The organism is Mycolicibacterium fluoranthenivorans (assembly GCF_011758805.1).
In the GTDB taxonomy this organism is placed as follows: domain Bacteria; phylum Actinomycetota; class Actinomycetes; order Mycobacteriales; family Mycobacteriaceae; genus Mycobacterium; species Mycobacterium fluoranthenivorans.
Genome location: NZ_JAANOW010000002.1, coordinates 26,152 through 50,050, shown reverse-complemented (window position 1 = coordinate 50,050; position 23,899 = coordinate 26,152). Strand labels below are relative to the sequence as shown.

Annotated in this window: 25 protein-coding genes and 1 tRNA gene; 10 read left to right on the top strand and 16 right to left on the bottom strand. The window is 68.3% G+C overall.

The window, feature by feature from the left end; all coding sequences use genetic code 11:
• The first annotated feature begins 12 nt into the window (after positions 1 to 12).
• The 6 genes from FHU31_RS18280 to FHU31_RS18255 all read left to right on the top strand — a co-directional run bounded on the left by FHU31_RS18280 (position 13) and on the right by FHU31_RS18255 (position 4,747).
• Positions 13 to 552, top strand: coding sequence for an anti-apoptotic protein (locus FHU31_RS18280; protein WP_167161251.1), 540 nt, complete (start codon positions 13 to 15; stop codon positions 550 to 552).
• A gap of 175 nt (positions 553 to 727) precedes the next feature.
• A complete protein-coding gene (locus tag FHU31_RS18275; RefSeq protein ID WP_090352907.1) occupies positions 728 to 1,096 on the top strand; it encodes a heme-binding protein in 369 nt (122 codons plus the stop codon).
• A gap of 52 nt (positions 1,097 to 1,148) precedes the next feature.
• Positions 1,149 to 1,358 carry a hypothetical protein gene (locus tag FHU31_RS18270; protein ID WP_167161249.1) on the top strand — a complete coding sequence of 70 codons (210 nt, stop codon included), beginning with the start codon at positions 1,149 to 1,151 and terminating at the stop codon, positions 1,356 to 1,358.
• A 3-nt stretch (positions 1,359 to 1,361) separates the two neighbouring features.
• Positions 1,362 to 2,798, top strand: coding sequence for a neutral zinc metallopeptidase (locus FHU31_RS18265; RefSeq protein ID WP_208411101.1), 1,437 nt, complete (start codon positions 1,362 to 1,364; stop codon positions 2,796 to 2,798).
• A complete protein-coding gene (locus tag FHU31_RS18260) occupies positions 2,798 to 4,213 on the top strand; it encodes a protein kinase domain-containing protein (RefSeq protein WP_167161247.1) in 1,416 nt (471 codons plus the stop codon). Before FHU31_RS18265 ends, FHU31_RS18260 begins: the two co-directional genes overlap by 1 nt.
• A gap of 6 nt (positions 4,214 to 4,219) precedes the next feature.
• A complete protein-coding gene (locus FHU31_RS18255) occupies positions 4,220 to 4,747 on the top strand; it encodes a DUF4333 domain-containing protein (RefSeq protein ID WP_167161245.1) in 528 nt (175 codons plus the stop codon).
• Between the two features lie 4 nt (positions 4,748 to 4,751).
• Here FHU31_RS18255 and FHU31_RS18250 read toward each other — a convergent pair whose 3' ends face one another.
• The 5 genes from FHU31_RS18250 to FHU31_RS18230 all read right to left on the bottom strand — a co-directional run bounded on the left by FHU31_RS18250 (position 4,752) and on the right by FHU31_RS18230 (position 11,477).
• Positions 4,752 to 6,011, bottom strand: coding sequence for an ammonium transporter (locus FHU31_RS18250; protein ID WP_167161243.1), 1,260 nt, complete (start codon positions 6,009 to 6,011; stop codon positions 4,752 to 4,754).
• A 52-nt stretch (positions 6,012 to 6,063) separates the two neighbouring features.
• Positions 6,064 to 7,284 carry a sensor histidine kinase gene (locus tag FHU31_RS18245; RefSeq protein ID WP_167161242.1) on the bottom strand — a complete coding sequence of 407 codons (1,221 nt, stop codon included), beginning with the start codon at positions 7,282 to 7,284 and terminating at the stop codon, positions 6,064 to 6,066.
• Positions 7,285 to 7,539: 255 nt separating this feature from the next.
• The gene (locus FHU31_RS18240) at positions 7,540 to 9,315 is read right to left on the bottom strand and encodes a PGRS repeat-containing protein (protein ID WP_167161240.1); all 1,776 of its coding nucleotides are present in this window, start codon (positions 9,313 to 9,315) and stop codon (positions 7,540 to 7,542) included.
• Positions 9,316 to 10,448: 1,133 nt separating this feature from the next.
• Positions 10,449 to 11,252: a GAF and ANTAR domain-containing protein gene (locus tag FHU31_RS18235; RefSeq protein WP_167161238.1), complete on the bottom strand. Its 804-nt coding sequence runs from the start codon at positions 11,250 to 11,252 to the stop codon at positions 10,449 to 10,451.
• A gap of 140 nt (positions 11,253 to 11,392) precedes the next feature.
• Positions 11,393 to 11,477 (bottom strand) — tRNA-Leu (locus FHU31_RS18230).
• 176 nt (positions 11,478 to 11,653) lie between these two features.
• Between FHU31_RS18230 and FHU31_RS18225 the strand changes: the two genes are divergently transcribed.
• Positions 11,654 to 12,019, top strand: a complete 366-nt coding sequence (locus FHU31_RS18225; protein ID WP_167161236.1) for a hypothetical protein — start codon at positions 11,654 to 11,656, stop codon at positions 12,017 to 12,019.
• Positions 12,016 to 12,360, top strand: a complete 345-nt coding sequence (locus tag FHU31_RS18220) for a DUF3817 domain-containing protein (protein ID WP_090352894.1) — start codon at positions 12,016 to 12,018, stop codon at positions 12,358 to 12,360. Before FHU31_RS18225 ends, FHU31_RS18220 begins: the two co-directional genes overlap by 4 nt.
• Here the strand turns inward: FHU31_RS18220 and FHU31_RS18215 are convergent.
• The 11 genes from FHU31_RS18215 to clpS form a co-directional block, all read right to left on the bottom strand.
• A complete protein-coding gene (locus tag FHU31_RS18215) occupies positions 12,308 to 13,759 on the bottom strand; it encodes an MFS transporter (RefSeq protein ID WP_263988226.1) in 1,452 nt (483 codons plus the stop codon). The two genes, FHU31_RS18220 and FHU31_RS18215, sit on opposite strands and share 53 nt — an antisense overlap.
• Positions 13,760 to 13,786: 27 nt before the next feature.
• Complete coding sequence (gene rdgB / locus FHU31_RS18210) at positions 13,787 to 14,401, bottom strand: RdgB/HAM1 family non-canonical purine NTP pyrophosphatase (RefSeq protein WP_090353893.1); 615 nt, start codon at positions 14,399 to 14,401, stop codon at positions 13,787 to 13,789.
• Positions 14,398 to 15,180 (bottom strand): ribonuclease PH, encoded by a 783-nt coding sequence (gene rph / locus FHU31_RS18205; protein WP_090352891.1) that lies wholly within the window; start codon positions 15,178 to 15,180, stop codon positions 14,398 to 14,400. The genes rdgB and rph overlap by 4 nt, the downstream gene beginning before the upstream one ends.
• A gap of 22 nt (positions 15,181 to 15,202) precedes the next feature.
• The gene (locus tag FHU31_RS18200) at positions 15,203 to 15,970 is read right to left on the bottom strand and encodes a cyclic nucleotide-degrading phosphodiesterase (protein ID WP_090352888.1); all 768 of its coding nucleotides are present in this window, start codon (positions 15,968 to 15,970) and stop codon (positions 15,203 to 15,205) included.
• 124 nt (positions 15,971 to 16,094) lie between these two features.
• Positions 16,095 to 16,754, bottom strand: coding sequence for a rhomboid family intramembrane serine protease (locus FHU31_RS18195; RefSeq protein ID WP_167161232.1), 660 nt, complete (start codon positions 16,752 to 16,754; stop codon positions 16,095 to 16,097).
• Between the two features lie 70 nt (positions 16,755 to 16,824).
• Positions 16,825 to 17,793, bottom strand: a complete 969-nt coding sequence (locus FHU31_RS18190) for a cysteine synthase (protein WP_167161230.1) — start codon at positions 17,791 to 17,793, stop codon at positions 16,825 to 16,827.
• A 3-nt stretch (positions 17,794 to 17,796) separates the two neighbouring features.
• The gene (locus tag FHU31_RS18185; protein WP_167161228.1) at positions 17,797 to 18,069 is read right to left on the bottom strand and encodes a MoaD/ThiS family protein; all 273 of its coding nucleotides are present in this window, start codon (positions 18,067 to 18,069) and stop codon (positions 17,797 to 17,799) included.
• 9 nt (positions 18,070 to 18,078) lie between these two features.
• Complete coding sequence (locus FHU31_RS18180; RefSeq protein ID WP_090352882.1) at positions 18,079 to 18,495, bottom strand: M67 family metallopeptidase; 417 nt, start codon at positions 18,493 to 18,495, stop codon at positions 18,079 to 18,081.
• Position 18,496: 1 nt separating this feature from the next.
• Complete coding sequence (locus FHU31_RS18175) at positions 18,497 to 19,558, bottom strand: P1 family peptidase (protein ID WP_167161226.1); 1,062 nt, start codon at positions 19,556 to 19,558, stop codon at positions 18,497 to 18,499.
• 2 nt (positions 19,559 to 19,560) lie between these two features.
• The gene (gene aosR, locus FHU31_RS18170) at positions 19,561 to 20,139 is read right to left on the bottom strand and encodes an oxidative stress transcriptional regulator AosR (RefSeq protein WP_167161224.1); all 579 of its coding nucleotides are present in this window, start codon (positions 20,137 to 20,139) and stop codon (positions 19,561 to 19,563) included.
• Between the two features lie 4 nt (positions 20,140 to 20,143).
• Positions 20,144 to 20,458 carry an ATP-dependent Clp protease adapter ClpS gene (clpS, locus tag FHU31_RS18165; protein ID WP_167161222.1) on the bottom strand — a complete coding sequence of 105 codons (315 nt, stop codon included), beginning with the start codon at positions 20,456 to 20,458 and terminating at the stop codon, positions 20,144 to 20,146.
• A gap of 101 nt (positions 20,459 to 20,559) precedes the next feature.
• Between clpS and FHU31_RS18160 the strand changes: the two genes are divergently transcribed.
• A complete protein-coding gene (locus tag FHU31_RS18160) occupies positions 20,560 to 21,882 on the top strand; it encodes a nicotinate phosphoribosyltransferase (protein WP_167161220.1) in 1,323 nt (440 codons plus the stop codon).
• Positions 21,879 to 23,861 (top strand): ATP-dependent DNA helicase, encoded by a 1,983-nt coding sequence (locus FHU31_RS18155; protein ID WP_263988227.1) that lies wholly within the window; start codon positions 21,879 to 21,881, stop codon positions 23,859 to 23,861. Before FHU31_RS18160 ends, FHU31_RS18155 begins: the two co-directional genes overlap by 4 nt.
• Positions 23,862 to 23,899: the final 38 nt, after the last annotated feature.

Genomic DNA, 23,899 nt, shown 5'->3' with positions numbered 1-23,899 from the left:
GAAGGAGGCTCCATGAATCGGTGGTTGGCTGCCCCATTGGTGATGGCGGCTGCGGCAACACTGGCCGCGTGCTCTTTCTCGACGTCGGTCGGCACTACGTCGGTGAGCAAGGACGACGTCCAGAAGCAGATCAGTGAGAAGGTCACCGAGCAGGGCGGCACCAAGCCCGATTCGGTGACGTGCCCGTCCGACCTCAAGGCCGAGGTCGGCGCCACGTTGGACTGCAAGATGTCCGACGGCAAGAAGAACTACGGCGTGAACGTCACCGTGACCAGCGTGGACGGCAAGACCGTGAACTTCGACATCGTGCAGACGGTGGACAAGGACGCCGTCGCCGAGCAGATCTCCGAACAGCTCACCCAACAGGTCGGGCGTGCCCCGGAATCGGTGACCTGCCCGTCGGACCTCAAGGGCGACAAGGGCGACAAGGGCGCGACCCTGCAGTGCGAGCTCACCGATTCCGGTGAGACCTACGGCGTCACCGTCACCGTCACGAGCGTCAAGGGCGGCGACGTCAAGTTCGACTTCAAGGTCGACGACCAGCCCAAGTAGGCGTCCAGACCAGCGGCAGGATCCGCCCTGGCTGAACTGAGCCCCCGCTGCGCGGCCTGTCCGAAGTCGCTGGGAGTTGACTGTGTCCGCGAGCGCCGAGAGTGCCGGGTCGACACACTGAATGCTGCGGCGATACCGCACGGCCATCTCGCCGTCACCCGAAGAAGGAGTAGACATGCACGTCCGACCGACCCGTCTGGCCATCGGCGCAGGCACCCTCGCCGCATCCGCGTTGTTCGGATTGTTCGGTGCCATCCCCGCTGCGCTGGCCGACCAGGACCCGGCAGCGAACCCGCCGAACTGCAGCGCCGGCGATCTGGAGCAGGTCCGGGCCGGCGTGTCGGCAGCCACCTCGGTGTACCTCTTCACGCACCCGGACGTCAACGCCTTCTTCAGCAGCCTCAAAGGCCTCACCCGCGAGCAGGCCTCGCCGAAGGTGAAGGCCTACCTCGCCGCGAACCCACAAACCCATGACGAGCTGACAGCCATCCGGCAGCCCCTGACCGATCTGAAGAACCGCTGCGCCGCGGCACCCGGCGCCTGACGCCACCCTGACGGCGCCGCCGACGCGCCGCCGCCTTGTTAGCCTTTTCGTCATGCAGCGGTGGGCGCAACGCACGGTCATGGTGGCCACGGCCGCTCCGGCCGCCGTCGCCATCGGCACCGCAACCGGCGACGGCTATCCCGAACACAGTTTCAACTGGGACTTCAACTGGGACGTCGTGCAACGGGTGCGGGCCGGCCTGGAACAGGCCGGTGCGCACACCGTGGCCGGCTACCTTCGATCGATGTCCACCACGGGCTGATCGATGACCATCCCGCTTCGTCCGTTGCTCGGCTGCGTAGTGGCCGCAATGATGCTGCTGACCGGTTGCAGCACAACGGTGCTCCACGGGCACGCGGTGTCCATGCTGTACGACCCCAGCCGCGCCGGCGGCCTGCCGGCCAAGGACGGCTACAGCGGGCAACGGGCCGGGGCCCCCGATCCCACACACACCGCTGCCAACAGCGACGGCGGCCCCGCCGACCGCCTGGCCCTGCTCGCGGTCGACGACCTGGAGGACTTCTGGTCGCACAACTGGAACGGGGCGCTCACCGGTACCTTCTCGCCGATCTCCGGGCTGGTGTCCTACGACTCCAACAGCACCACCAACCCGGACGTGTGCGGCGGCGGCCTGACCGATATGGCCAACGCCTTCTACTGCTTCAGCAACGACACGATGGCTTGGGACCGAGGCAGTTTCATCCCGGGCGCGGCGAAGTACTTCGGCAACATGGGTGTCGTCGGGATCATGGCGCACGAGTTCGGCCACGCCGTCCAGGCCAAGGCCCATCTGGTGGAGAAGGGCACACCGGTCCTGGTCAAGGAGCAGCAGGCCGACTGTTTCGCGGGCGTGTATCTGCACTGGGTGGCCGCCGACAAATCGCCGCGTTTCTCGTTGTCCACCGGCGACGGCCTCAATCATGTGCTGGCCGGCGCCATCTACATCCGCGACCCGCTGATGACCCAGGAAGAGGCACTGGCCGCCGGTGACGCCCACGGTTCCGCCCTGGACCGGATCAGCGCCTTCCAGATCGGGTTCAGCGGCAATGCCGATCAGTGTGCGGCGATCAACATGGACGAGATCAAGAAGCGCCAGGGCGACCTTCCGCAGTTCTTGTCCTACGACGCCTACGGCGCTCCGGCCAACGGCGACAGCCCCATCGACGAGAATCTGCTCACCAAATTGATGGCCTCGCTGAACCAGATCTTCACCCCCGCCAACCCGCCGCAGCTGAGTCTGGAACCGGGAACCTGCCCCGACGCCAAGGCGACCTCGCCCGCGTCGTACTGCCCGGCCACCAACACCATCGGCATCGACATGCCCGCCCTCGAGGACGTCGGCACGCCGCGCAGCGAGAGCCAGGGAGTGCTGCTCCAGGGCGACAACACCGCACTGTCGATGGTCACCTCCCGCTATGTGCTTGCGCTGCAACACGAACGTGGCGCGCCGCTGCAGTCGACCACCACCGCGTTGCGGACCGCGTGCCTGACCGGCGTCGCGCAGAGCAAGATGAGCGAGCCCGGCAGCCCGTTGATGCTCTCCGCCGGCGATACCGATGAGGCGATCTCCGGCCTGCTCACCAGCGGACTGGTCGCCAGCGATGTCGATGGCGTGACCGCGCTGGCCGGCTTCACTCGCATCCTGGCCTACCGTGCGGGCCTGCAGGGCGATGCCGACCAGTGCTACCAGAGGTTCTCCTGATGGCGATCCGGGTCGGTGAGAGGTTCGGGCCCTACGACCTGCGCGCGCTGCTGGGCGTCGGCGGTATGGGTGAGGTGTACCAGGCCTTCGATACAGTCAAGGGACGCATGGTCGCGCTCAAGCTGCTGCGACCGGAGCTGGCCGCCGATCCGTCGTTCCAGGAACGGTTCCGGCGCGAATCCCGGATCGCGGCGCAGCTGCACGAGCCGCATGTGATACCCGTCCATGACTTCGGCGAGATCGACGGCGTGCTCTATATCGATATGCGTCTGGTCTCCGGGTACAACCTGAAATCCGTACTGGCCCAGCAGGGCCCACTGCACCCGCTCCGCGCGGTGGCCGTGATCACCCAGATCGCGGCCGCGCTGGACGCCGCCCACGCCGGCGGCTTGACGCACCGCGACGTCAAACCCGAGAACGTCCTGCTGACCCCGGAGGATTTCGCCTATCTGGTGGACTTCGGCATTGCCCGCTCCGGCACCGACAGCGGGCTGACCACCGCCGGCTCCGCCATCGGGTCCTGCGCGTATATGGCGCCCGAACGGTTCACCGACGGTGCGGTGGGCCCGCCGACCGACGTCTATTCGCTGGCCTGCCTGCTCTACGAATTGCTCACAGGTGCACCGCCGTTCCCCGCGAGCGATGTCGCCGTGCTGATGAATGCGCACCTCTCGTCCCCACCGCCGCGACCCAGTGTGGCGCGCCCGGGGATCAGCCGGGCGTTCGACGACGTCGTCACCTGGGGGATGGCCAAGGACCCGGCGCAGCGCTGCCCGACGGCGGGCACGCTGGCACGGGCGGCCACCGCGGCGGCGACCGCGATATCCACTACGCCTTCGGCGCCCACGGTCCTCAACCAGTCAGGATCCGAAAAAGTCTCTGCGCCAAAGCGTTCCACCCTTCCGGCCCTGCTCTCGGTGATCGGTGTGGGCACGCTGATCGCGATGGCCGGTATCGGGGCATGGCTCATGTTGGGCCGCCAGACCACGGCAAGCCCCCCGGCGGCGGTCCAGGCGACGGTGACACGCACCGCGACGGCGATCCCCACTACGGCGATCTCCTCGACCATCGCCGCCCGGGCCTCCCTGCCCGGCACCGATGCCCTGGGCTTCTTGGCCTACCCCGGCGCCCGGTGTGATCCGGGCCAGGTCCCGGTGACGCTGGGGCTGACCGCGCTGTCGGCAGTGGTCATCTGCGAAACACCGTCGGGGGCTTTCGTCTACCGCGGAGTCCGGCTGAGCGATAACGCCGGTATCGAACTCGGCGGCGCCGTGCACGTACCGGGCGGTGGTTTCGACATCACCAACCGCACCGATGGCACCCGCTATCAGATCCGCAATACCGCGCTGATCATCACCGGTCCCGACGGCAGTGAGCACACCGAGTCGATGGAGCAGTATGCATCCACGTTCTGAGGCCCCATGACGACTCCGCCCACCGACCCGATCCAGCCGTGGTGGACCAAACCGGGTGGTGCTCCCCCGCCGGGCGCGCCTGCCCCGCGCGCGCCGTATCCGCCGCCCCCGCAGCGCCCACCACCACCACCGCAGCCGGATCCCCATCGCTACCGGCTGCCGCCGCAGCCGCCCGCCTCGCACCGGGCGCCGAACCAGACGTCGGGCCCGAACATGGTGCTACTCGGGGGCATCGCCGGTGCGGTGGTGCTGCTCATCGTCGCGGGCGTGAGCATCTGGGCGTGGAAGTTCCGCGACAGCACCGTGATCGATGTCGCGCAAGCCGAAGCCGGTGTGCGGGAGATCCTCTCCGATCCGATCAACGGCTACGGGTCCAACACCATCAGCGCAATGCGGTGCAACGGGGGCAAGAATCCGGCTGCCGCCAAAGGCGACAGTTTCACCTGTGAGGTGGAGATCGACGGCGCCGTGCGCCATGTCACCGTGGTGTTCCAGGATGACAAGGGCACCTTCGCCGTGGACGGGCCGCGCTGACCGACTACTGCACACCCGGCCGCTTGTGCTGATGCCCGTGCACACCCTCGGCGTACGCCGTCTCGGCGTGCTGGGTGAAGTCGATGCCCGCCAGCTCGTCTTCGCGGGTAACCCGGAAACCGAAGGTCACGGTGATGAGCTTGCCGATCCCGTACGTCACCGCGAACGCGAACACCGCGACCGCGACGATGGCCAGTGACTGCTTGCCCAGCTGGGTCAGTCCGCCCCCGTAGAACAGGCCCGCGGGCCCGCCGGAGACCATCTCGGCGGCCAGCAGGCCGATCAGGAAGGTGCCCACGACGCCACCGACGAAATGCACACCGACCACGTCGAGCGAATCGTCGTAGCCGGCCCGGAACTTCCACCCGATGGCGAACGAGCAGACCACGCCGGCCGCGGTCCCGACGAGGGCCGCACCGATCGGCGTCACGAACCCGCATGAGGGCGTGATGGCGACCAGGCCGGCGACCACACCGGAGGCCGCACCGAACGTGGTCGGACGACCGTCGCGCACCCGCTCGACCGCGAGCCAACCCAGCATGCCCAGACAGCCGGCCACCAGCGTGTTGAGGAAGATCACGGCGGCCTTGCCGTCCACGGCGAAGGCCGAACCGGCGTTGAAGCCGAACCAGCCGAACCACAGCAGGCCGACCCCGAGCAGAACGAACGGCAGGTTGTGCGGGCGCATGGGTTCGGACTTGAACCCGATACGGGGCCCGAGCACCAACGCCAGCGCCAACGCCGATGCCCCCGAGACGATTTCGACGACGAGTCCACCCGCGTAGTCCAGGGCACCAAAGGTCGTCAGCCAACCGCCCGGACCCCACACCCAGTGCGCCACCGGCGCGTACACCAGCAAGGTCCACAGCGGCAGGAACACGATCCACGCGGAGAACCTGGCCCGGTCGGCGATCGCACCGCTGACCAGTGCCGCGGTGAGGATCGCGAACGCCAACTGGAAGGTGACGAACAACAGCTCGGGAACGTTGGACCGGACGGCGGTGAGGTCGATGTTCGCCAGGCCCAGATGATCCAGGTTGCCGATCAGGCCGCCGCCGGCGTCAGCGCCGAAGGCCAGGCTGTACCCGGCCAGCAGCCACGTCACGGTGACCACCGGGATGGCGATGAAGCTCATCATGATCATGTTGAGCACGCCGGTCGAACGGACCATACCGCCGTAGAAGATGGCCAGACCAGGGGTCATCAACAAGACCAACGCGGTACTGGCGAGCAGCCAGGCGGTCGCGGCCGGATCGATCTGCACACGGACTCCTTCGTCTGGGCAAACGCTCGGACGAGAGTACGACACGTGCCTCTCAGTCCGTGCCGGGCACCGGCAGCGCGATCGAGATCGTGGTGCCCGGTGCGCCGGTGACCTCGAAGTCGCCGCCGGCGGCGAGCACCTTGGCCCGGACCGAGGCGAACCCGATGTGGCCGTTCTCGACTGCCATCGCCAGCCGGTCCGGCGGGATGCCCACCCCGTCGTCGGCGATACGCAACAGCGCCCGGCCGTCGGCACGGCAGAGGGTGAACCGGAGGCTGTCGGCCTTGGCGTGCTTGATCACGTTCGTGGAGAACTCCCGGGCCGCGCCGTAGAGCAGATGGTCGGCCTCGGTGCGCAGATCGTCCGGCCAGCTGCCGGCATCCACCGAGACGTCGAGTGCGGTCCGGGCGGCGATACCGTCGGCCAGGCTGGTGAGCGCAGCCTTGAGCCCGGACCGGGCCAGCACCTCGGGATGCAGTTCACGCACCACGTCGCGCAACAGCCGCGATGACTCCCCCAACGCGAGCTCGACGCGATCCATCCCGTCGGTCGATCCCTCGCGAACTTCCTCCATCTCGCGTTTGGCCGCGAGCACGTACTGCAGTGCGCCGTCATGTAGGCGTTCCGAGAGCGACTGGCGTTCGCGCTTCTCGAGGCCGATCACCTCTTCGAGCAACCCGGCCCGTTCCTGGGCCAGGCCGGCGATGGTCCGGGTATTGGACTGCTGAATCCACGACAGTGCCACCGAACCGGCTGCCAGCCCGGACAGCACCCCCGTCGTCACCACGATCGATCCCCACGGCTCGTCATCGTTGACGGACCTGTTGACGCAGTTGATGGCAAAGAAGGTGACGATCGCGGGGACGGCGACGATGGCGCTGATGACGGGATCGAGTTGGGCGGCGGCGATCAGCGGGATCAGGAACAGTCCGTACTGCAGCACATCGGAGGTCCAGGCTTGCGGCGAGCTGATCCCGGCCTCGACCGAAAGCACCGCCACCACAGTCAGATCCGCGCCCAGCATGAAAAGTGCCACCGAACGCGCGGGCTCGGCGGGCGATCGGCGCGCGGAGCGCAGCCCCCACACCGCCCACGCGGCGACCACCACGGCATAGGTGAGGGCCACACCCCAATGCAGCCAGAGATGGTTGTCGGGCGGCTGCCACAACAGCGTGGCGGCGATGAAGGCGGCCAGCAGTATCCGCAACCCGAGCTGAAGCTGCAGGCCACGGACCATTGCGCTCTCCGAACTCGGCACGAACCCCGTCGTCATGCTGTCCCCGTCCTGCGCAAAGTTGGCAGAAGTATAGGGCCGGAAACGCCGAGAACGATGCGGGTGGCGGCAATCACGAATCCGCAGATACACAGGCCCTGACAGGTGAAAGATGCTGCCCTGAACGAAGGTTCCACCGGATTGTTCGGTCGAACTGCAGCCGGTGGTCGAGCTGCCACGACATCAGGGGCGCCGGCACAGCCGACGCCCCTGATGTCCTCACAGCACTCGTTTACTGCAGCGTTGCGCTATCGACTACGACGACGCGCCATTCGCTCCGGGAGAGCCGGCGTTGCCACCGGCGCCGCTGCTGCCGGCGTTGCCGGTCGCACCGGAGGCACCGGTGCTCCCCGTCGCCCCGGTGGAGCCGGTCGACCCGGCGTTACCCGTCGCACCGTTGGCACCCGTGGTGCCGGTATGGCCGTTGCTGCCGAAAACGCCACTGTGACCGGCAGTACCGGCTGCCGCACCGTTACCACCGGTGCCACCGCTGCCGCCTGCCGCACCGGTACCACCCGTGCCGCCGGCGCCGCCGGTTCCGCTGGTCCCTCCGGACCCGCCCGGACCACCGGTGGCTCCGGTACCACCGGCCCCGCCGGTGCCACCGACCCCGGTCCCGCCGGCGCCGGTGCCTGCGCCGCCCGCTCCACCGGAGCCACCGTTGCCGCCGGCATCGCCATTGCCACCGGTGCCACCCGCGCCGCCGGTACCACCCGTGCCGCCGCTGCCACCGGCTTGACCGGTGCCACCCGCCCCGCCGTTGCCACCCGTGCCGCCGCTACCCGCAGCGCCGCCGCTGCCGAAGAGGCCGCCACGGCCGCCGTTGCCGCCGGTGCCCGCCGGGCCGCCGGCGGTGCCGGTGCCTCCGACGTTGGTGCCGTTGGCACCCGTGGTGCCGGTACCGCCGGTGCCGCCTGCTCCACCGGACTGCCCGGCAGCGCCGATGCCACCGTCACCGCCGATGCCACCGTTGCCGCCCACACCCACTCCGCTGACGCTGACTCCCGCGCCACCGGCACCTCCGGCGCCGCCGTCGGTGGCCCCGGTTCCGCCGTTGCCACCGTTGGCACCACTACCACCAATGGCCGTGCCACCGGCACCCGTTGTCGAGGAGGCGCCGCCCGCGCCTCCGGCTCCACCGTTGCCACCATCGGTACCGCTGGCGCCGTCGGCGCCGGTACCGCCCGTTGCCACCAGGGCCGTGCCTGCCACCGCGCCACCCGCGCCGCCGGCGCCGCCGGGGTTGCCCGAAGTACCGGGGAGGCCGTCGCCACCGGTCACTGTGCCTGCGGCACCCTCAGCACCTGCAACTCCCGCAGGACCGCCCGCGGCGGGATTGACGCCGTCGGCTCCGGTCCCGCCCACCGCGCCAGTTGTCCCGGTCGTACCGCTGGCAGCGATGCCCGCGCCCGTCGCACCGACTGTGCCTGCCGAACCGCTCCCCCCGACGCCGCCGTTACCGCCGTGACCGAGCAGCGCCAAGGTGCCGGCGTTACCGCCGTTGCCGCCCGACGCGCCGATCCCGCCGGCCCCGCCGCCACCGCCGTTGCCGACGAAGAACCCGCCCTTGCCGCCGCTGCCGCCGGCTTGGCCTACGGCACCGGATCCACCGGCACCACCGAAGCCCATCAACAGGCCGCCGTTACCGCCGTTGGCGCCCGTGCCTGCCGCACCGTTGGCCCCATTGCTGACGAAGATGTTCACGATCGGGATGAAGTTGCCGATGCCGATGAGGTTGTAGAGCGGCGAGTGCATTGTGGGACCGACGAAGGCAGCGGCCAGGGCGTTCGGAGTGGGCGTGAGTGCCAAGTAACTGACGGCGCCACTCGTCGTCGTCACGACACCTGACGGGCATCCGGTCGCCACCATGAGGCACTGCACACCCGCCGACGGTGATTGAAGGGACGTCAGAGGGGCGGGCGAGGGAGCCAGCAGGGGTGACGCATGCGCGGCGCCCGCTCCGAGGGCCAACGCGGCGCCCGCCCCGACCATGGCAATACCGGTCGCGCACGGATAGATGTAGTTTCTCATTTTCGATCTCCTATAGACATTTTCTGGTGATTTCGGGCAGCAGGGCACGATGAATTCGTGGATCTATTTCTGCGAATTATGTGTGCACCTAGCTAGGCGGCAATTCCCTTAAACGCGCCGCTTGATCCGGCTTTTGGCACGCTTCGCATTCACCGAAGCGTGAGCCTGAACATGCCGACGGTCGGTCGACAAGAATTATTGAAAGCAGGTCGCAGACGAAGCTGTTGATTTAACTTCGTGTCGATGCGTGTCGATATCGATTTCCATCATCAGCCGCAGCGTGAGACGACGACTGGAGTGGAACGATTTATGTGCGGATGCGCACTCGCATGACCGGGGACGTTGATGGTCCGAACCGGTGGCGGCAGTGAAACCGCCGGTGATGCCCCCTTGCAGGCTGGAGACCATTGTCGTGGCCCCAGCGATCGCGTCGTTCCTCGATGGATCTTGAGTACTTCGAACCATAGCTTTGCTACGTGTACGTGTCAACCGTCACACATCGACCCTGAAGCTAACGCATCAGCCTCCACGTGACTCAATCCCGATTAGTGATACCCCCCGGATTACCAGACGAAACCACAGTTCAACCGCCCAACGACGCCACACCTGTGCCGCAACGCGCCCTTACAAGCAATCTGGTCAAGCGACTTCTGGAATGGCCGTTAATATTTGCTGGACACGTCGCCTAGCCCCGGCTTCACCCTCACGAACACCACGGGCCGTCAGCAGGGCGAATTCGGGTGCGCCCTTGGTGGCGAGACCCCAACCAAGGGACCCCGCGTCGCGTTCGAGTCCCTTCGCGGGCGACCGCCGAAACGTTCACCTGCGACTTCGCAGGAGATAACTCGAATCTCGGCCGGCCATAGGACATGGGCGGATCAGTTCACAATCGGCGCCACGCGCCGATTTCCTTGATGACAGCTAATCCCCCGACGATACGGTCAACGACGGGTATGAGATATCCGACGGCGCCAGACATGGGATTTAAAGAGACATTTAGAACGACACCGTGGGACCAGATCACGAGTTTCTTCACGGCACACACAAACTGCGCGGGAAACGTGCGTCAAATGCAGAACGACCCGTGGCCGATCAATACCCGCCACGATTGATATCACCCCGCGGCTACGGGTTCAGGTTCGGTTGCGCCGGGCACGAGCGCGGCGGACGGCCTCATCCAGAATGCTCTGGGCAATATCCACCATCTTGCGGTGTTCGCTTTGACTCATCGCCCGGAGTTGGGCCAGGGCATCCTCTGCGCTCAGCCCGCTACGACCCCGAAGCAGGCCGATTGCCTGGTCGATTACCGGCCGGACCGACAAGGCGGCCCGCAGCTGAACCGTGAGCGCAAGCGCCTGACTGAGAATCTGGGCGTTGTGTACCGCCACCGCAGCCGGTTTGGCGAAAAGCTCTCCGAGGCCCGCCGCATGCTCATCGAAGACACCCTTGCCGTGGGCATAGACGTTGATCGCACCGATCACCTTCCCAGGCATCAGTAGCGGCAGGGACAACGCACTGTGGATACCCATATCGCTGACGTGCGGACCGAAGAGCGGCCACATATCCTCTCCGCCCAAGAAGCCGGAGCGCACCGTGCGCCCTTCCTGCACGGCGGTGATACAGGGCCCCTCGTTGAGGGTGACGTACTGCACGTGATCGATCTCGGCGACGAATGGTGCACTCGCAGCCAATGCTTCGATGGTGTCGCCTGGCTGGTCGGCCTGCAGCAATGTCACGCCCGCGCCATCTGCACCGGGTATTGCGCGAACCGCGAATCCCGCTACCTCGGTGAGCAATTCCGGCAGTCCGAGGCTGCCGGCCACCAGGCTCGCAAGGGCACCGACGCCGGCAAGGAGGTCCGCGGTGTCAGCGCTGGACTGCTGGGCGGTCAGCGTCCCGGCCTTCGTGTCGTTTCCGCCCGAGTGGAGCTCTGCCATGGTCGACACCTGCGCTAACAGCCCGTAGTAACCCGGCGGGGTCGCTGCGGGATCACTCCATGCTAGACGCGGACGAGAACCGACCACCTGCGCAAGACACTCACGTTGGCGACATCGGTGACGATCCTGAAGCACTCACATGGTGCGCGAGGGGGGATTCGAACCCCCACGCCCAAAGGACAATGGCACCTAAAGCCATCGCGTCTGCCGTTCCGCCACTCGCGCAAGCGCGTCCAGACTACCGCTTGGGTCGTCGCCGACCACCGCAAGGTGCGGCACCACCGAGACCTGATCACTTCTCTTCTGGGGAGTGTCAGCGATTGTTGACACAGTTCAGAAGAGAACTACCTCAGAGCCCGCCGACCAGCCAACGCCCGAAACCCGCACGGTACCGTTGACCCATGTCCACTACACGGCGTAGGAGGCCGGCGCTCATCGCGCTGGTGATCCTCGGCGCCGTCGGCTGCCTGCTTCTGGCGTGGTGGCAGTGGACCCGCTTCGAATCCTCCTCGGGCAGCTTCCAGAATCTCGGCTACGCGCTGCAGTGGCCGATGTTCGCCGGCTTCTGCGTGTACGCGTACTACAAGTTCGTGCGCCTGGATGAGGCGCCGCCGGCCGAGCCCAAGCCCGACTCCGAGATCCCCGCCGGCCTGCTGCCCGAACGCCCCAGACAGGCCTCCGCAGCCGACGACGACGACCCGACCCTGCGCGAGTACAACGCCTACCTCGCCGAGCTTGCGAAAACAGATAAGGAAGACACCGAATGAGCACCCCCGAAACGCCGGCCTCGGCCGCCCCCGTCGAGTCGATCCGCAAAGCTCTGCTGAGCTACCGCGTGATGGCGTGGGCGACGGGTCTGTGGCTGATCGCGCTGTGCTACGAGATGGTGATGAAGTACATCTTCAAGGACGCCTCCCTCAGCTGGATCGGCATCGTGCACGGCTGGGTGTACTTCGTCTACCTGCTCTGCACCGCGAACCTGGCGGTCAAGGCCCGTTGGCCCATCGGCCGGGCGATCGGCACGCTGATCTCCGGCACGGTGCCGCTGCTGGGCATCATCGTCGAGCACTTCCAGACGCAAGACGTGAAGAAGCGCTTCGGTCTGTAGCCTCTGCCGGGCGCGCGAGCGGGATCAACAACGCCAGCATCCCGGCCAGGGCGGCGACGCCCGCCGCGATCCACAGCGCGGCCCGGAAGGCCTCCAAGGTGGGCACCGCGCGCCCACCCGCGGATATCGTCAGCCCGGCCAGCACCGCACCGATCACGGCACTGGAGATCGACGTTCCCAGCGATCGCGCGAGCGCATTGATGCCGTTGGCCGCCGCGGTCTCCGAGATCGGCACCGCCGCGTTGATCAACGTGGGCATGGACGCATAGGCGAAACCCACCCCGACACTCACCAGTACGTTGAGCACCATCACCTGTGGCCCGCCGCCGAGCAGCCAGAGCCCGGCGAGATAGCCACCGGCAATGACCGCGCAGCCGACGAACAAGGTGAACCGCGGTCCGCGCGCGGCCATGACACGCGCCGCGATGGGTGCGGTCACCATCATCGCCAGCCCGCCCGGCGCCATCCAGAGCCCAGCTTCGAGCATGCTCATCCCGAGTCCGTAGCCGGTGCCGGCCGGTAGCTCCAGGATCTGCGGTGCGATCAGCGACAGCGCGAACATGGCGAACCCGACGCCGATCGAGGCGATGTTGGTGGTCAGCACGGGCCGACGCACCGTCGTACGCAGGTCGACGATCGGCGAGTCGAAACGCAGCTGCCACACCGCGAACAGGGCGAACACCACCAGCGAGGAAGCGAACATCCCCGTCGTGGTCGCCGAGGTCCAGCCCCACGCACGGCCCTTGGTGATACCCAGCAACAACGTGACCAGCCCCGCCGCGAGCAGCAGCGCGCCCAGCGGGTCGAGACGGTCGGTGGAGGTGGCCGGCACCGACGGCACCAGGAACACGAACATGGCGAGCGCACCGACGCCCAGCCCCGCGGCCACCCAGAACAACGCATGCCAGGTGAAGTGCTGGGCGATGGCCGCCGACAACGGCAGCCCGAGCGCCCCACCCACCCCGAGCGATGAGCTCATCAAACCCATTGCGGCACCGACCTTCTCGGCCGGCACCGAGGCGCGCAACACGCTGATGCCCAGCGGGATGATCGGAATCGCGAGCCCCTGCAGGCCACGACCGGCGATGAAGGGCACCAGCGACGATGTCACCGCGCACACCAGCGACCCCGCGGTCAGCAGCAGCGCGCACGCGATCAACACCCGCTTGGGTCCGTAGATATCGCCGAGGCGGCCGAACACCGGGGTCGCCACCGCCGCGGTGAGCAGCGTCGCAGTGATGGCCCATGAGGCGTTGGCGGGATCGGTGTCCAGCAGCTTCGGCAGTTCCGGCACCAGCGGGATGATCAGGGTCTGCATCAGGGACACACCGATGCCCGCGGCCGACAGCACGGCGATGAGCACGCGTGGATGCGTCGAACCCCAGCCGCGTGAACTCACGGCCGCGAGCATTACACGTTAGTTTGTCTATGTAAAATTCAGCGCGCGCAGCGCCGGCACCAGCAGACCCAGGGCGCGGCCGCGGTGCGACGCCGCATCCTTTTCGGCCGGGCTGAGTTCGGCCGCCGAACGCTGCGATCCGGCCGGCACGAAAATCGGGTCGTAGCCGAACCCGCCGTCACCGCGCGGTGCGCGGGCGATCGCGCCGGGCCACTCCCCGCGGACCACCACCTCGTCCTGGTCGCCTGGACCGAAAACCAGCGCACATGCCGACACGAACGCCGCACCGCGACGTTCATCAGGCACATCGCGCAGTTGTCCCAGCAGCAGTTCGAGATTGGCCACATCGTCGCCGTGCCGCCCGGCCCAGCGCGCCGACAGCACCCCCGGCATACCGTTCAGTGCGTCGACGGTCAGCCCGGAATCGTCGGCCACCGCCGGTAGGCCGGTCGCGGCGAACGCATCCCGTGCCTTGGCCAACGCGTTCTCCTCGAACGTCGCCCCCGTCTCGGGTGCCTCGTCGAAGGCGGGCACATCGTCGAGCGACAGCAGCTCCAGTCCGGACACCCCGGCTGCGTCGAGCACCCGCCGCAGTTCGGCCAGCTTCTTGGCGTTGCGACTGGCGACGAGCAGCCGGCTCAGCTTCCGAACGCTTTCTTCGCCGGCCCGGTCGGCTCGGGCAGCACACCCGGATACGGCAGCTCGAGCGCCGCGCGCTGCAGGGCGAACAACTGATCGCATGCGGCGAGCGCCGCGTCGAGCAGCTTGTCCAGCGTGGAGCGCGGGAACGTCGCCCCTTCACCGGTGCCCTGGACCTCGACCAGAGTGCCGGTATCGGTCGCGACGACGTTCATGTCGACTTCGGCGCGCGAGTCCTCGGTATAGGGCAGATCGGTCCGGACGCGCCCGTCGACGACACCGACCGACACCGCGGCGATGGCGCAGGACAGCGGCCGCGGGTCGGAGAGCTTGCCCGCAGCGGCGAGGTAGGTTATCGCGTCGGAGAGCGCGACATAGGCACCGGTGATCGCCGCGGTACGGGTACCACCGTCGGCCTGCAGCACATCGCAGTCGATCGCGATGGTGTTCTCCCCCAGCGCCCGCAGATCGATGCAGGCGCGCAGCGACCGGCCGATCAGCCGGCTGATCTCCTGCGTGCGTCCACCGACGCGGCCCTTGACCGACTCGCGGTCGGAGCGGCTGTGGGTGGCCGCGGGCAGCATCGCGTATTCGGCGGTGAGCCAGCCGAGTCCGGAGCCCTTGCGCCAGCGCGGGACGCCTTCGGTCACCGAAGCCGTGCACATGACCCGGGTTTGACCGAATTCGACCAGCACCGATCCCGCGGGATGGGTGGTGAAGCCGCGGGTGATGACCACCGGCCTCAGCTCGTCGTCAAGCCTGCCGTCTTCTCGTCTGGACACGGGCCAACCCTAGCCGGTGGGCTCAGTGGCGCGTGATGTCGATCGTCTCGTTGCACACCACGGCGTGCACCGGGCCGTCGAATTCGGCTTTCGCCTCGCTGATGACGTCCTCGCGCGAGGTCCACGGCGGGATGTGGGTGAGCAGCAGTTCACCCACGCCGGCGCGGGCCGCGATCTGGCCGGCTTCGGTCCCGGACAGGTGCAACTTCGGCGGGCGGTCCGGAGCGTGGGTCCAAGATGCCTCGCACAGGAAGACGTCCACCCCCCGGGCCAGTTCGACGACGGCGTCGCAGATGCCGGTGTCACCGCTGTAGGCGAACGTCACGCCGTCACGGTCGGTGAAGCGCATGCCGTAGGACTCCGTCGGATGACAGACCAGGCGGGGTTCCACCGTGAGCGCACCCAGGACGACGGGCTGCCCGTCGACCCACGGCTGCACATCGAAGATGTCGGAGATGTCGTCGATCTCCCCGCCCTCGGGCGAGGAGGCCGCACCGAGGCGTTCCCAGGTGTGCGTCGGCCCGTACAGCAGGGCTCGGCCCGTCGGCGGATTGGGGTGATACCGGCGCCAGACGAACAGGCCCGGCATATCGAGACAGTGGTCGGCGTGCAGGTGCGACAGCAGGACGTTCACCGCGCCGGGGTCTGCGTGTCGCTGCAACGCGCCCAGCACTCCGCCGCCGAAGTCGATGACCATCGGCGTGGTGTCGGGTTCGGTCAGCAGGTAACCGGACGCCGGCGAATCGGGCCCGACAACACTGCCGGAACAACCCAGTACGGTGATTCGCACGCCGTCTAGCTTGCCACGTCTGCTATCCGGGCGACGAAAGCATCACCGCAATACGCGACAAGATTCATTTTCACCTGCGCGCAGTGACGCGTACCGCACCGCGGACGGCCCAGCAAACATGCCGTCAACTGCCCAGCGGGGCCACATTCTTCCGGCGCTCCCTGGTCTTGCGTTCGCGACCGGAGAGCACATAGGCGGCGAAGATTCCCGCCAGCGCCCCACAGAGATGCCCCTGCCACGACACTCCCGGAGTACCGGGCAGCACACCGAACAGCACACCGCCGTAGATGAACGCCACCACCACCCCGACCACGATCTGCCACACGGTCCGGGTGAAGAAACCGAGCACGATGACGTACGTCAGCCAGCCCATGATCAGTCCGGAGGCGCCGATGTGTGTGGTGGTGCAGTGCACCCCCACGTACGGGCAGTGCGCGCCGAGGTTCCCGATGAGCCACGTGCCCAGTCCACCGAGAATCCAGATGATGGCGGTGGCACCGAGGAAGCGTCCGTATCCCGACAGGCTGGCGAGGAAGCCGAAGAGAAGCGCCGGCACGGTGTTCGCGACGAGGTGTGGCCAACCGCCGTGCAGCAGCGGCGCCCACAGGATTCCCCACAGCCCATCGGTCCGCAGCGGCTGGATGCCGTCCTGGTCGAGCCCGCCGCGGTACACCGTGGCGTCGACCGCTTCGATGACATACAGCAACGCGACGAACGCAAGGACCGTCGCGCCGCCGAGCTTCCAGGCGACCGGCTTCTTCTCCTGCGGAACCGGGAGGCTCACGCGAACTCCTCAGGCACGATCGTCGAACTCCTCAGCGCGGCTCGTCCCTCCCCGCTTGATCGTCGTTCGACTAGGCCCATAGCTGCCCTTCCAACGCGTCCTCGGCGTCATCCAGGCTACCGGCGTAGGCGCCGGTGGACAGGTACTTCCAGCCGGCGTCGCACACGGTGAACGCGATGTCGGCACGCTCGCCCGCCTTGATCGCCTTGGCCGCCATGCCGAGCGCGGCGTGCAGGATCGCGCCGGTCGAGATGCCCGCGAAGATGCCCTCCACCTCGACGAGCTCGCGGGTCCGTTTGACGGCATCGAACGCACCCACCGAGAAGCGCGTCGTCAGCACCTCGGGGTCGTACAGTTCGGGCACGAAACCCTCGTCGATATTGCGCAGGGCGTACACGCCCTCGCCGTAGCGCGGCTCGGCCGCCACGATCTGAATCCCCGGCACGTGCTCGCGCAGGAACCGGCCGGTCCCCATCAGCGTGCCGGTGGTACCGAGGCCGCCGACGAAATGGGTGATCTCGGGCAGATCGGCCAGCAGTTCGGGTCCGGTGCCCTCGTAGTGCGCGGCGGCATTCGCCGGGTTGCCGTACTGGTACAGCATCACCCACGAAGGATTCTGCGCGGCAAGCTCTTTCGCGTGGGCGACGGCGGTGTTCGAGCCGCCCTCGGCGGCGCTGTAGATGATCTTCGCCCCGTACAGCTCGAGCAGCTGGCGCCGCTCGATCGACGTGTTCTCCGGCATCACGCAGATCATCCGATAGCCCTTGAGCAGCGCGGCCATCGCCAGTGAGATACCGGTGTTGCCACTGGTGGGCTCGAGCAGGGTGTCGCCCGGCTTGATCAACCCGTCACGCTCGGCCTGTTCGATCATCCGCAGCGCAGGCCGGTCCTTGATGGAGCCGGTCGGGTTGCGGTCCTCGAGCTTGGCCCACAACCGCACGTGGGGTCCGTTGGTGTCGTCCTCCCAGCGCGGCGAGAGCCGCTGCAGCCCGACGAGCGGTGTGTTCCCGAGCGCCTCCAGCAGCGAGTCGTACCGCACGACTCAGCCGCCTGCGACGGCAGGCAGGATGGTGACCGAGTCGCCGTCACTGATCGGGGTGTCCAGACCGCCGGAGAACCGCACGTCCTCGTCGTTGACATAGATGTTGACGAAGCGGTGCAGCTTGCCGTTGTCCACCAAACGCTCGGAGATGCCGGCGTGGTTGGCCTCCAGGTCACTGATGACGGCGGCCAGCGTGGCGCCGTCGGCGCTGACCCGCTTCTCGCCGCCGGTGTGCGGACGCAGGATGGTGGGGATCGAGACGGTTACTGCCACGGTCGTTCCTTACTGGTAGTTCTCAACGATGGATACGGGTTCTTCGGTGACGACCCCGTCGACGATGCGGTAGCTGCGCAACTCGTGTTCGTCGGGATCGCGGGTCGAGACCAGGACGTAGTGCGCATCAGGTTCGGAGGCGAACGAGATGTCGGTGCGGCTCGGGTAGGCCTCGGTGGCGGTATGCGAGTGATAGATGACGACGGGAACCTCGTCGTTATCGTCCATCTCGCGCCACACCTTGAGCTGCTCGGCCGAGTCGAACCGGTAGAACGTCGGCGAGCGCTCGGCATTGATCATCTGGATGAAACGCTCAGGCTGATCCGAACCCTCCGGCCCGGCGATGACACCACACGCCTCGTCGGGGTGGTCGGCGCGCGCGTGGGCGACCATGGCGTCCGCCAGGTCTGCGCGGATCACCAACACGTCAGGTCTCCGTTCGTCGTGGGAATGCTCCCGGCAACAGGCCGCGGTACGTCGGTATTCCGGCGACCGACTCGGCTGCCAGCACTCCTACCAGGACCGCCCGCGCCAGGCAATCCGCCGCCGCGGCCCCGACCGCGGTGACAACCGCCGTTTCCGGCGACATCGCCACCGGCGTCTTCGGGTTCGGCGGCACCTGCACCGCGCCGGTTGCCAGCGCGAACACCGTATCGCCGTCCAGCGGGGTGTGTGCGGGACGGATCGCGTGGGCAAGACCGTCCTGGGCGGCGACGGCGACCCGCCGGCAGCCCGCGGGGCTCAGCGCCGCGTCGGTGGCCACCACCGCGACGGTGGTGTTGAGCGGACCGCTCTTCTTGTCCAACGCCGCATACGCCGCGATCTGGTCGGCGGGCGGCGGGGTCAGCCCGAACTCGGCGATCAGGTCGGCCATCCACGGCAGGCCGGTCTTCGGGTCCACGACGTTGCCGCCGGGATTGACCGCGACCACCGCACCGACGGTGACACCGATATCGGGCAACGTGATCGACGCGGTACCCAGTCCGCCCTTGAGCACACCGGCGCGGGCCCCCGCCCCGGCGCCCACGTTGCCGATCGCCACCTCGGTGGTGGCGGCCCGTGCGGCCGCATAACCGAACTCCGCGGTGGGCCGGCAACCCCAGCCCCCGACCGGCAGGTCGAAGATCACCGCCGCGGGCACGATCGGCACGACGCCGCCGTCCATCGCGACCCCGCGCCCGCGCTCCTCCAGCCAGGTCATCACGCCGTCTGCGGCGGCCAGCCCGTAGGCGCTGCCGCCGGTGAGCACCACGGCGTCCACGTGCCGGACGCTGTTGGCCGGGTCGAGCAGATCGGTCTCGCGGCTACCCGGTGCACCGCCCCGGCAGTCCACCGCGGCCGTGGTGCCCGGTGGGGCCACCACGACCGTGGTACCGCAGGCCCATCCGCTGCCCAGAGTGGCGTCCGTGTCGATGCGGTGATGGTGGCCGACGAGGATGCCCGCCACATCGGTGATCGATCCGAAATCGCTGCGCTCTGCCTCGGTCACGTCTACCTACCCATCATGCCGAGCACCAGATACTCCTGCAGCACCGTCAGCCACTGATAGACGTCGAGGTGGCCGGCCATCGGATGCTCGGGCGGCAGTCGGTCCAGACCGTCGGGCCCGATATCGAGCATCGTGCCCAGCGCCAGCCGCACGTCGTTGACCGCCGATGCCCAGGCCTGCGCGTCGGCTTCGGCCAGTTCGAGCTTGCCGCCACCCTCCGGCAGGGTCGCCAACAGTCGTTGCGCCGCTTCACGTTTCGCGTCGAGAATGGTGGGCTCATGCAGGCTGCGCAGCGCGCGGTTGAGGCTCTCGGCGGCGGTGGCGCCGGCCGGATGCTCGCTGCGGGACCGATAGAAGTCGGGCAGCAGCCGTTTCATGGTTTCGTCCTCGGGCGGCTGTGAATGCCCGGTCCGGATGCCGGTGATATCGGCGAGCTCGTCGGACGGGGCCGAGGATTCGCGGTCGGCGAGCATCTCCACCATCGAGGTCACCAGATTGCGCAGCAGCGCCGCCTCATGGGCGGCCAGCGACGAACGGAACCGCGGACCTGCCGGGCCGTCGACCCGCTTCCACTTACGCACGCGCTCAGCGGTCCTGCTGCATCGTCGCCCACAGCCCGGCCGCGTGAAGTTTGGTCACGTCGACCTCCATGGATTCACGGCTGCCCGCGGACACGACCGCCTTGCCGTCGTTGTGCACCTCAAGCATCAGCTTGGTCGCGTGCGGCTCGCTGTAGCCGAACAGCTTCTGGAAGACATACGTCACGTAGGACATCAGGTTGACCGGGTCGTCCCAGACGATCGTCACCCAGGGGCTGTCGGTCGCGGCGTCTTCCTCGTGACCGGTGTCGGCCTTGTGCTCCTCACGGGTACCCGGACGAGTCCGCGCTGGGGTAACCATGCCGCTGAGGATACCGGGGCGCGTTCACGCGCAGAGAATCGGAACGGTGCAGTTACGGTTGCCTCCGTGAGGATCAGCGAGGAGCCGGAGGCGGATCGCGCATGAGTACGGCGCTGTTGACCGACAAGTACGAGCTGACCATGCTCGCGGCGGCCTTGCGGGACGGCTCCGCGCACCGCCACTGCACGTTCGAGGTGTTCGCCCGCCGCCTGCCCGAGGGCCGCCGCTACGGCGTGGTGGCCGGCACCGGCCGCTTCTTGGAGGCGCTGGAGGACTTCACGTTCGACGACGATGCCCTGGCGTCGGTGTCCGGCTTCCTCGACCCGGCCACCCTGGAGTTTCTGGCGAGCTACCGCTTCGCCGGTGACGTGGACGGCTACGCCGAGGGTGAGCTGTACTTCCCGGAGTCCCCGGTGCTGTCGGTGCACGGCAGTTTCGCCGAGTGCGTCATCCTGGAAACCCTTGTCCTGTCGATCCTCAACCATGACAGCGCTGTCGCCTCGGCCGCCGCGCGGATGGTGAGCGCCGCCGAAGGCCGGCCGCTGATCGAGATGGGCTCGCGGCGCACCCACGAGCAGGCCGCCATCGCCGCCGCGCGCGCCGCCTGGATCGCCGGCTTTGCCGGCACGTCGAATCTGGCCGCCCAGCGCGCGTACGGGGTGCCGGCGCTCGGGACCAGTGCGCACGCCTTCACGCTGCTGCACACCACGGATGCCGGACCGGACGAGCGCGCGGCGCGCGACCGATCTGAACGCTCCGCGTTCGCGGCCCAGGTCGACGCGCTCGGTGTCGGCACCACCCTGCTGGTCGACACCTACGACATCACCGCCGGGGTGGCGAACGCCATCGCCGTGGCCGGCCCGGAGCTCGGTGCGGTGCGCATCGACTCAGGGGACCTGGGTGTGCTGGTGCGCCAGGTGCGCGACCAACTCGATGCGCTCGGCGCCACCGGCACCAAGATCGTGGTGTCCAGCGATCTCGACGAGTTCGCCATCGCGGCGCTACGCGCCGAGCCCGTCGACAGCTACGGGGTCGGCACCTCCTTGGTGACGGGTTCCGGCGCCCCCACCGCGGGCATGGTCTACAAGCTGGTCGAGGTCGACGGCCGGCCCGTGCAGAAGCGCAGTGCGCACAAGGAATCCCACGGCGGGCGCAAGGCGGCGCTGCGGCTGGCCAAACCGTCCGGGACCGTGGTCGAGGAGGTCGTCTACCGGCAGGGCCACCGCCCCGAGATCGGCGGGAAGCTCACCGCCCGGCCGCTGACGGTCGAGCTGGTGCGGGCCGGGACGCGGGTCGGCGGTGACACCGATCTGGCTGCGGCGCGCGACCGGGTCGCGGCGGGACTGCGCAGCCTGCCGTGGGACGGGCTGGGCCTGTCCAAGGGCGATCCCGCCATACCCACCCGGCTCCCCGCACCCGCGTGACCGCCACCCCGGTCCGCGATCTGCTCGCCGCCGCGGTCACCGCGCTCGGCGGTGCCCAGCGCCAGGGCCAGATCGAGATGGCCGAGGCCGTGGCGCGCTCCTTCGACACCGGCGAACACCTGGCCGTGCAAGCGGGCACCGGCACCGGCAAGTCGCTGGCCTATCTGGTGCCGTCCATTGCGCGTGCCGCGTCGGGACACGCCCCGGTGGTGATATCCACCGCCACCATCGCCCTGCAACGCCAGCTGGTCGACCGCGACCTGCCCAGACTGGCCGACGCCCTGGCCCCGTCACTCCCGCGCAAGCCCACCTTCGCGCTGCTCAAAGGCCGGGGAAACTACCTGTGCCTCAACAAGATCCACAACGGCGCCAACACCGACCCGGCCGAGGACCAACCTCAGGAAGAACTGTTCGATGCGGTCGCCGCGACCGCGCTGGGCCGCGATGTGCAACGCCTGACCAAGTGGTCGTCGGACACCGAGACCGGCGACCGCGACGAGCTGGTGCCCGGCGTTCCGGATCGGTCGTGGAGCCAGGTCAGCGTGTCGGCGCGCGAGTGCATCGGGGTGGCGCGCTGCGCGTTCGGCACGGACTGCTTCTCCGAACGGGCCAGAGCCAAGGCGGGCACCGCCGATATCGTCGTCACCAACCACGCGCTGCTGGCCATCGACGCCATCGCCGACGCCTCGGTGCTGCCCGAACACGAACTCCTCGTCGTCGATGAGGCCCACGAACTCGTCGACCGGGTCACCGGGGTGGCCACCGGTGAGCTGTCGGCCACCTTGCTGGGCGCGGCTCAACGCCGTATCGGCCGCCTTGTCGATGGCGAACTCGCCGACCGGCTGGACGCCGCGGGCTCCATCCTCGCCTCAGCGATCCACGACGGCGAGCCCGGCCGCATCGACTACCTCGACGAGGAACTGGCCACCTACCTCACCGCGCTGCGCGACGCCGCGCACGCGGTCCGCACGGCCATCGACACCGCACCCACCGACCCGCAGGCCGCCGCGGCGCGGACCGAGGCGGTCACCGCGGTGACCGAGATCGGCGATATCGCCTCCCGCATGCTGGATTCGTTCGTGCCCGCCATTCCTGACCGGCTCGACGTGGTGTGGCTGGAACACGAGGAGACGAAGAGCTCGGGTAAACGGGCCATGCTGCGGGTGGCCCCACTGACGGTGTCAGGCCTGTTGCGTACCAGGATCTTTCAGCGTTCCACCGTGGTGCTGACCTCGGCCACGCTCACCCTCGGCGGCAACTTCACGGCGATGGCCGCCGGCTGGGGACTCGCCGGTGAGGAGACCGGAACCGCTTGGCGCGGAATCGATGTCGGTTCACCGTTCGAACACGCCAAGTCCGGCATCCTCTACGTGGCCAAACATCTGCCCGCACCGGGCCGCGACGGCAGCGGGTCGGCCGCCCAGCTCGATGAGATCGCCGAGCTCATCACCGCAGCGGGCGGGCGCACCCTCGGGTTGTTCTCCTCGATGCGGGCGGCCAAGGCCACCGCCGAGGCGATGGCCGCGCGGTTGGACACCCCGGTGCTGTGCCAGGGCGAGGACTCCACGGCCACCCTCGTCCAGCGGTTCAGCGACGACGAGGCCACCTCACTGTTCGGCACGCTCTCGCTGTGGCAGGGCGTGGATGTGCCCGGTCCGTCGCTGTCGCTGGTGATCATCGACCGCATTCCCTTCCCCCGTCCCGATGACCCGTTGCTCACCGCGCGCCAGCGGGCCATCGCCGCGCGCGGCGGCAACGGATTCATGGCGGTGGCCGCCGGCCATGCGGCCTTGCTGCTCGCGCAGGGGGCCGGCCGGCTGCTGCGCCGGGTCGACGACCGGGGCGTCGTCGCGATCCTCGATTCGCGGATGGCGACCGCGCGCTACGGCGGCTACCTGCGCGCATCGCTGCCCCCGTTCTGGACGACCACCGACACCGACCGGGTGATCGCGGCACTGAAGCGCCTGCGTAGCGAGTGATCGACCCGCCCTGCCGGGCCCGCAGTCACATATCCTTT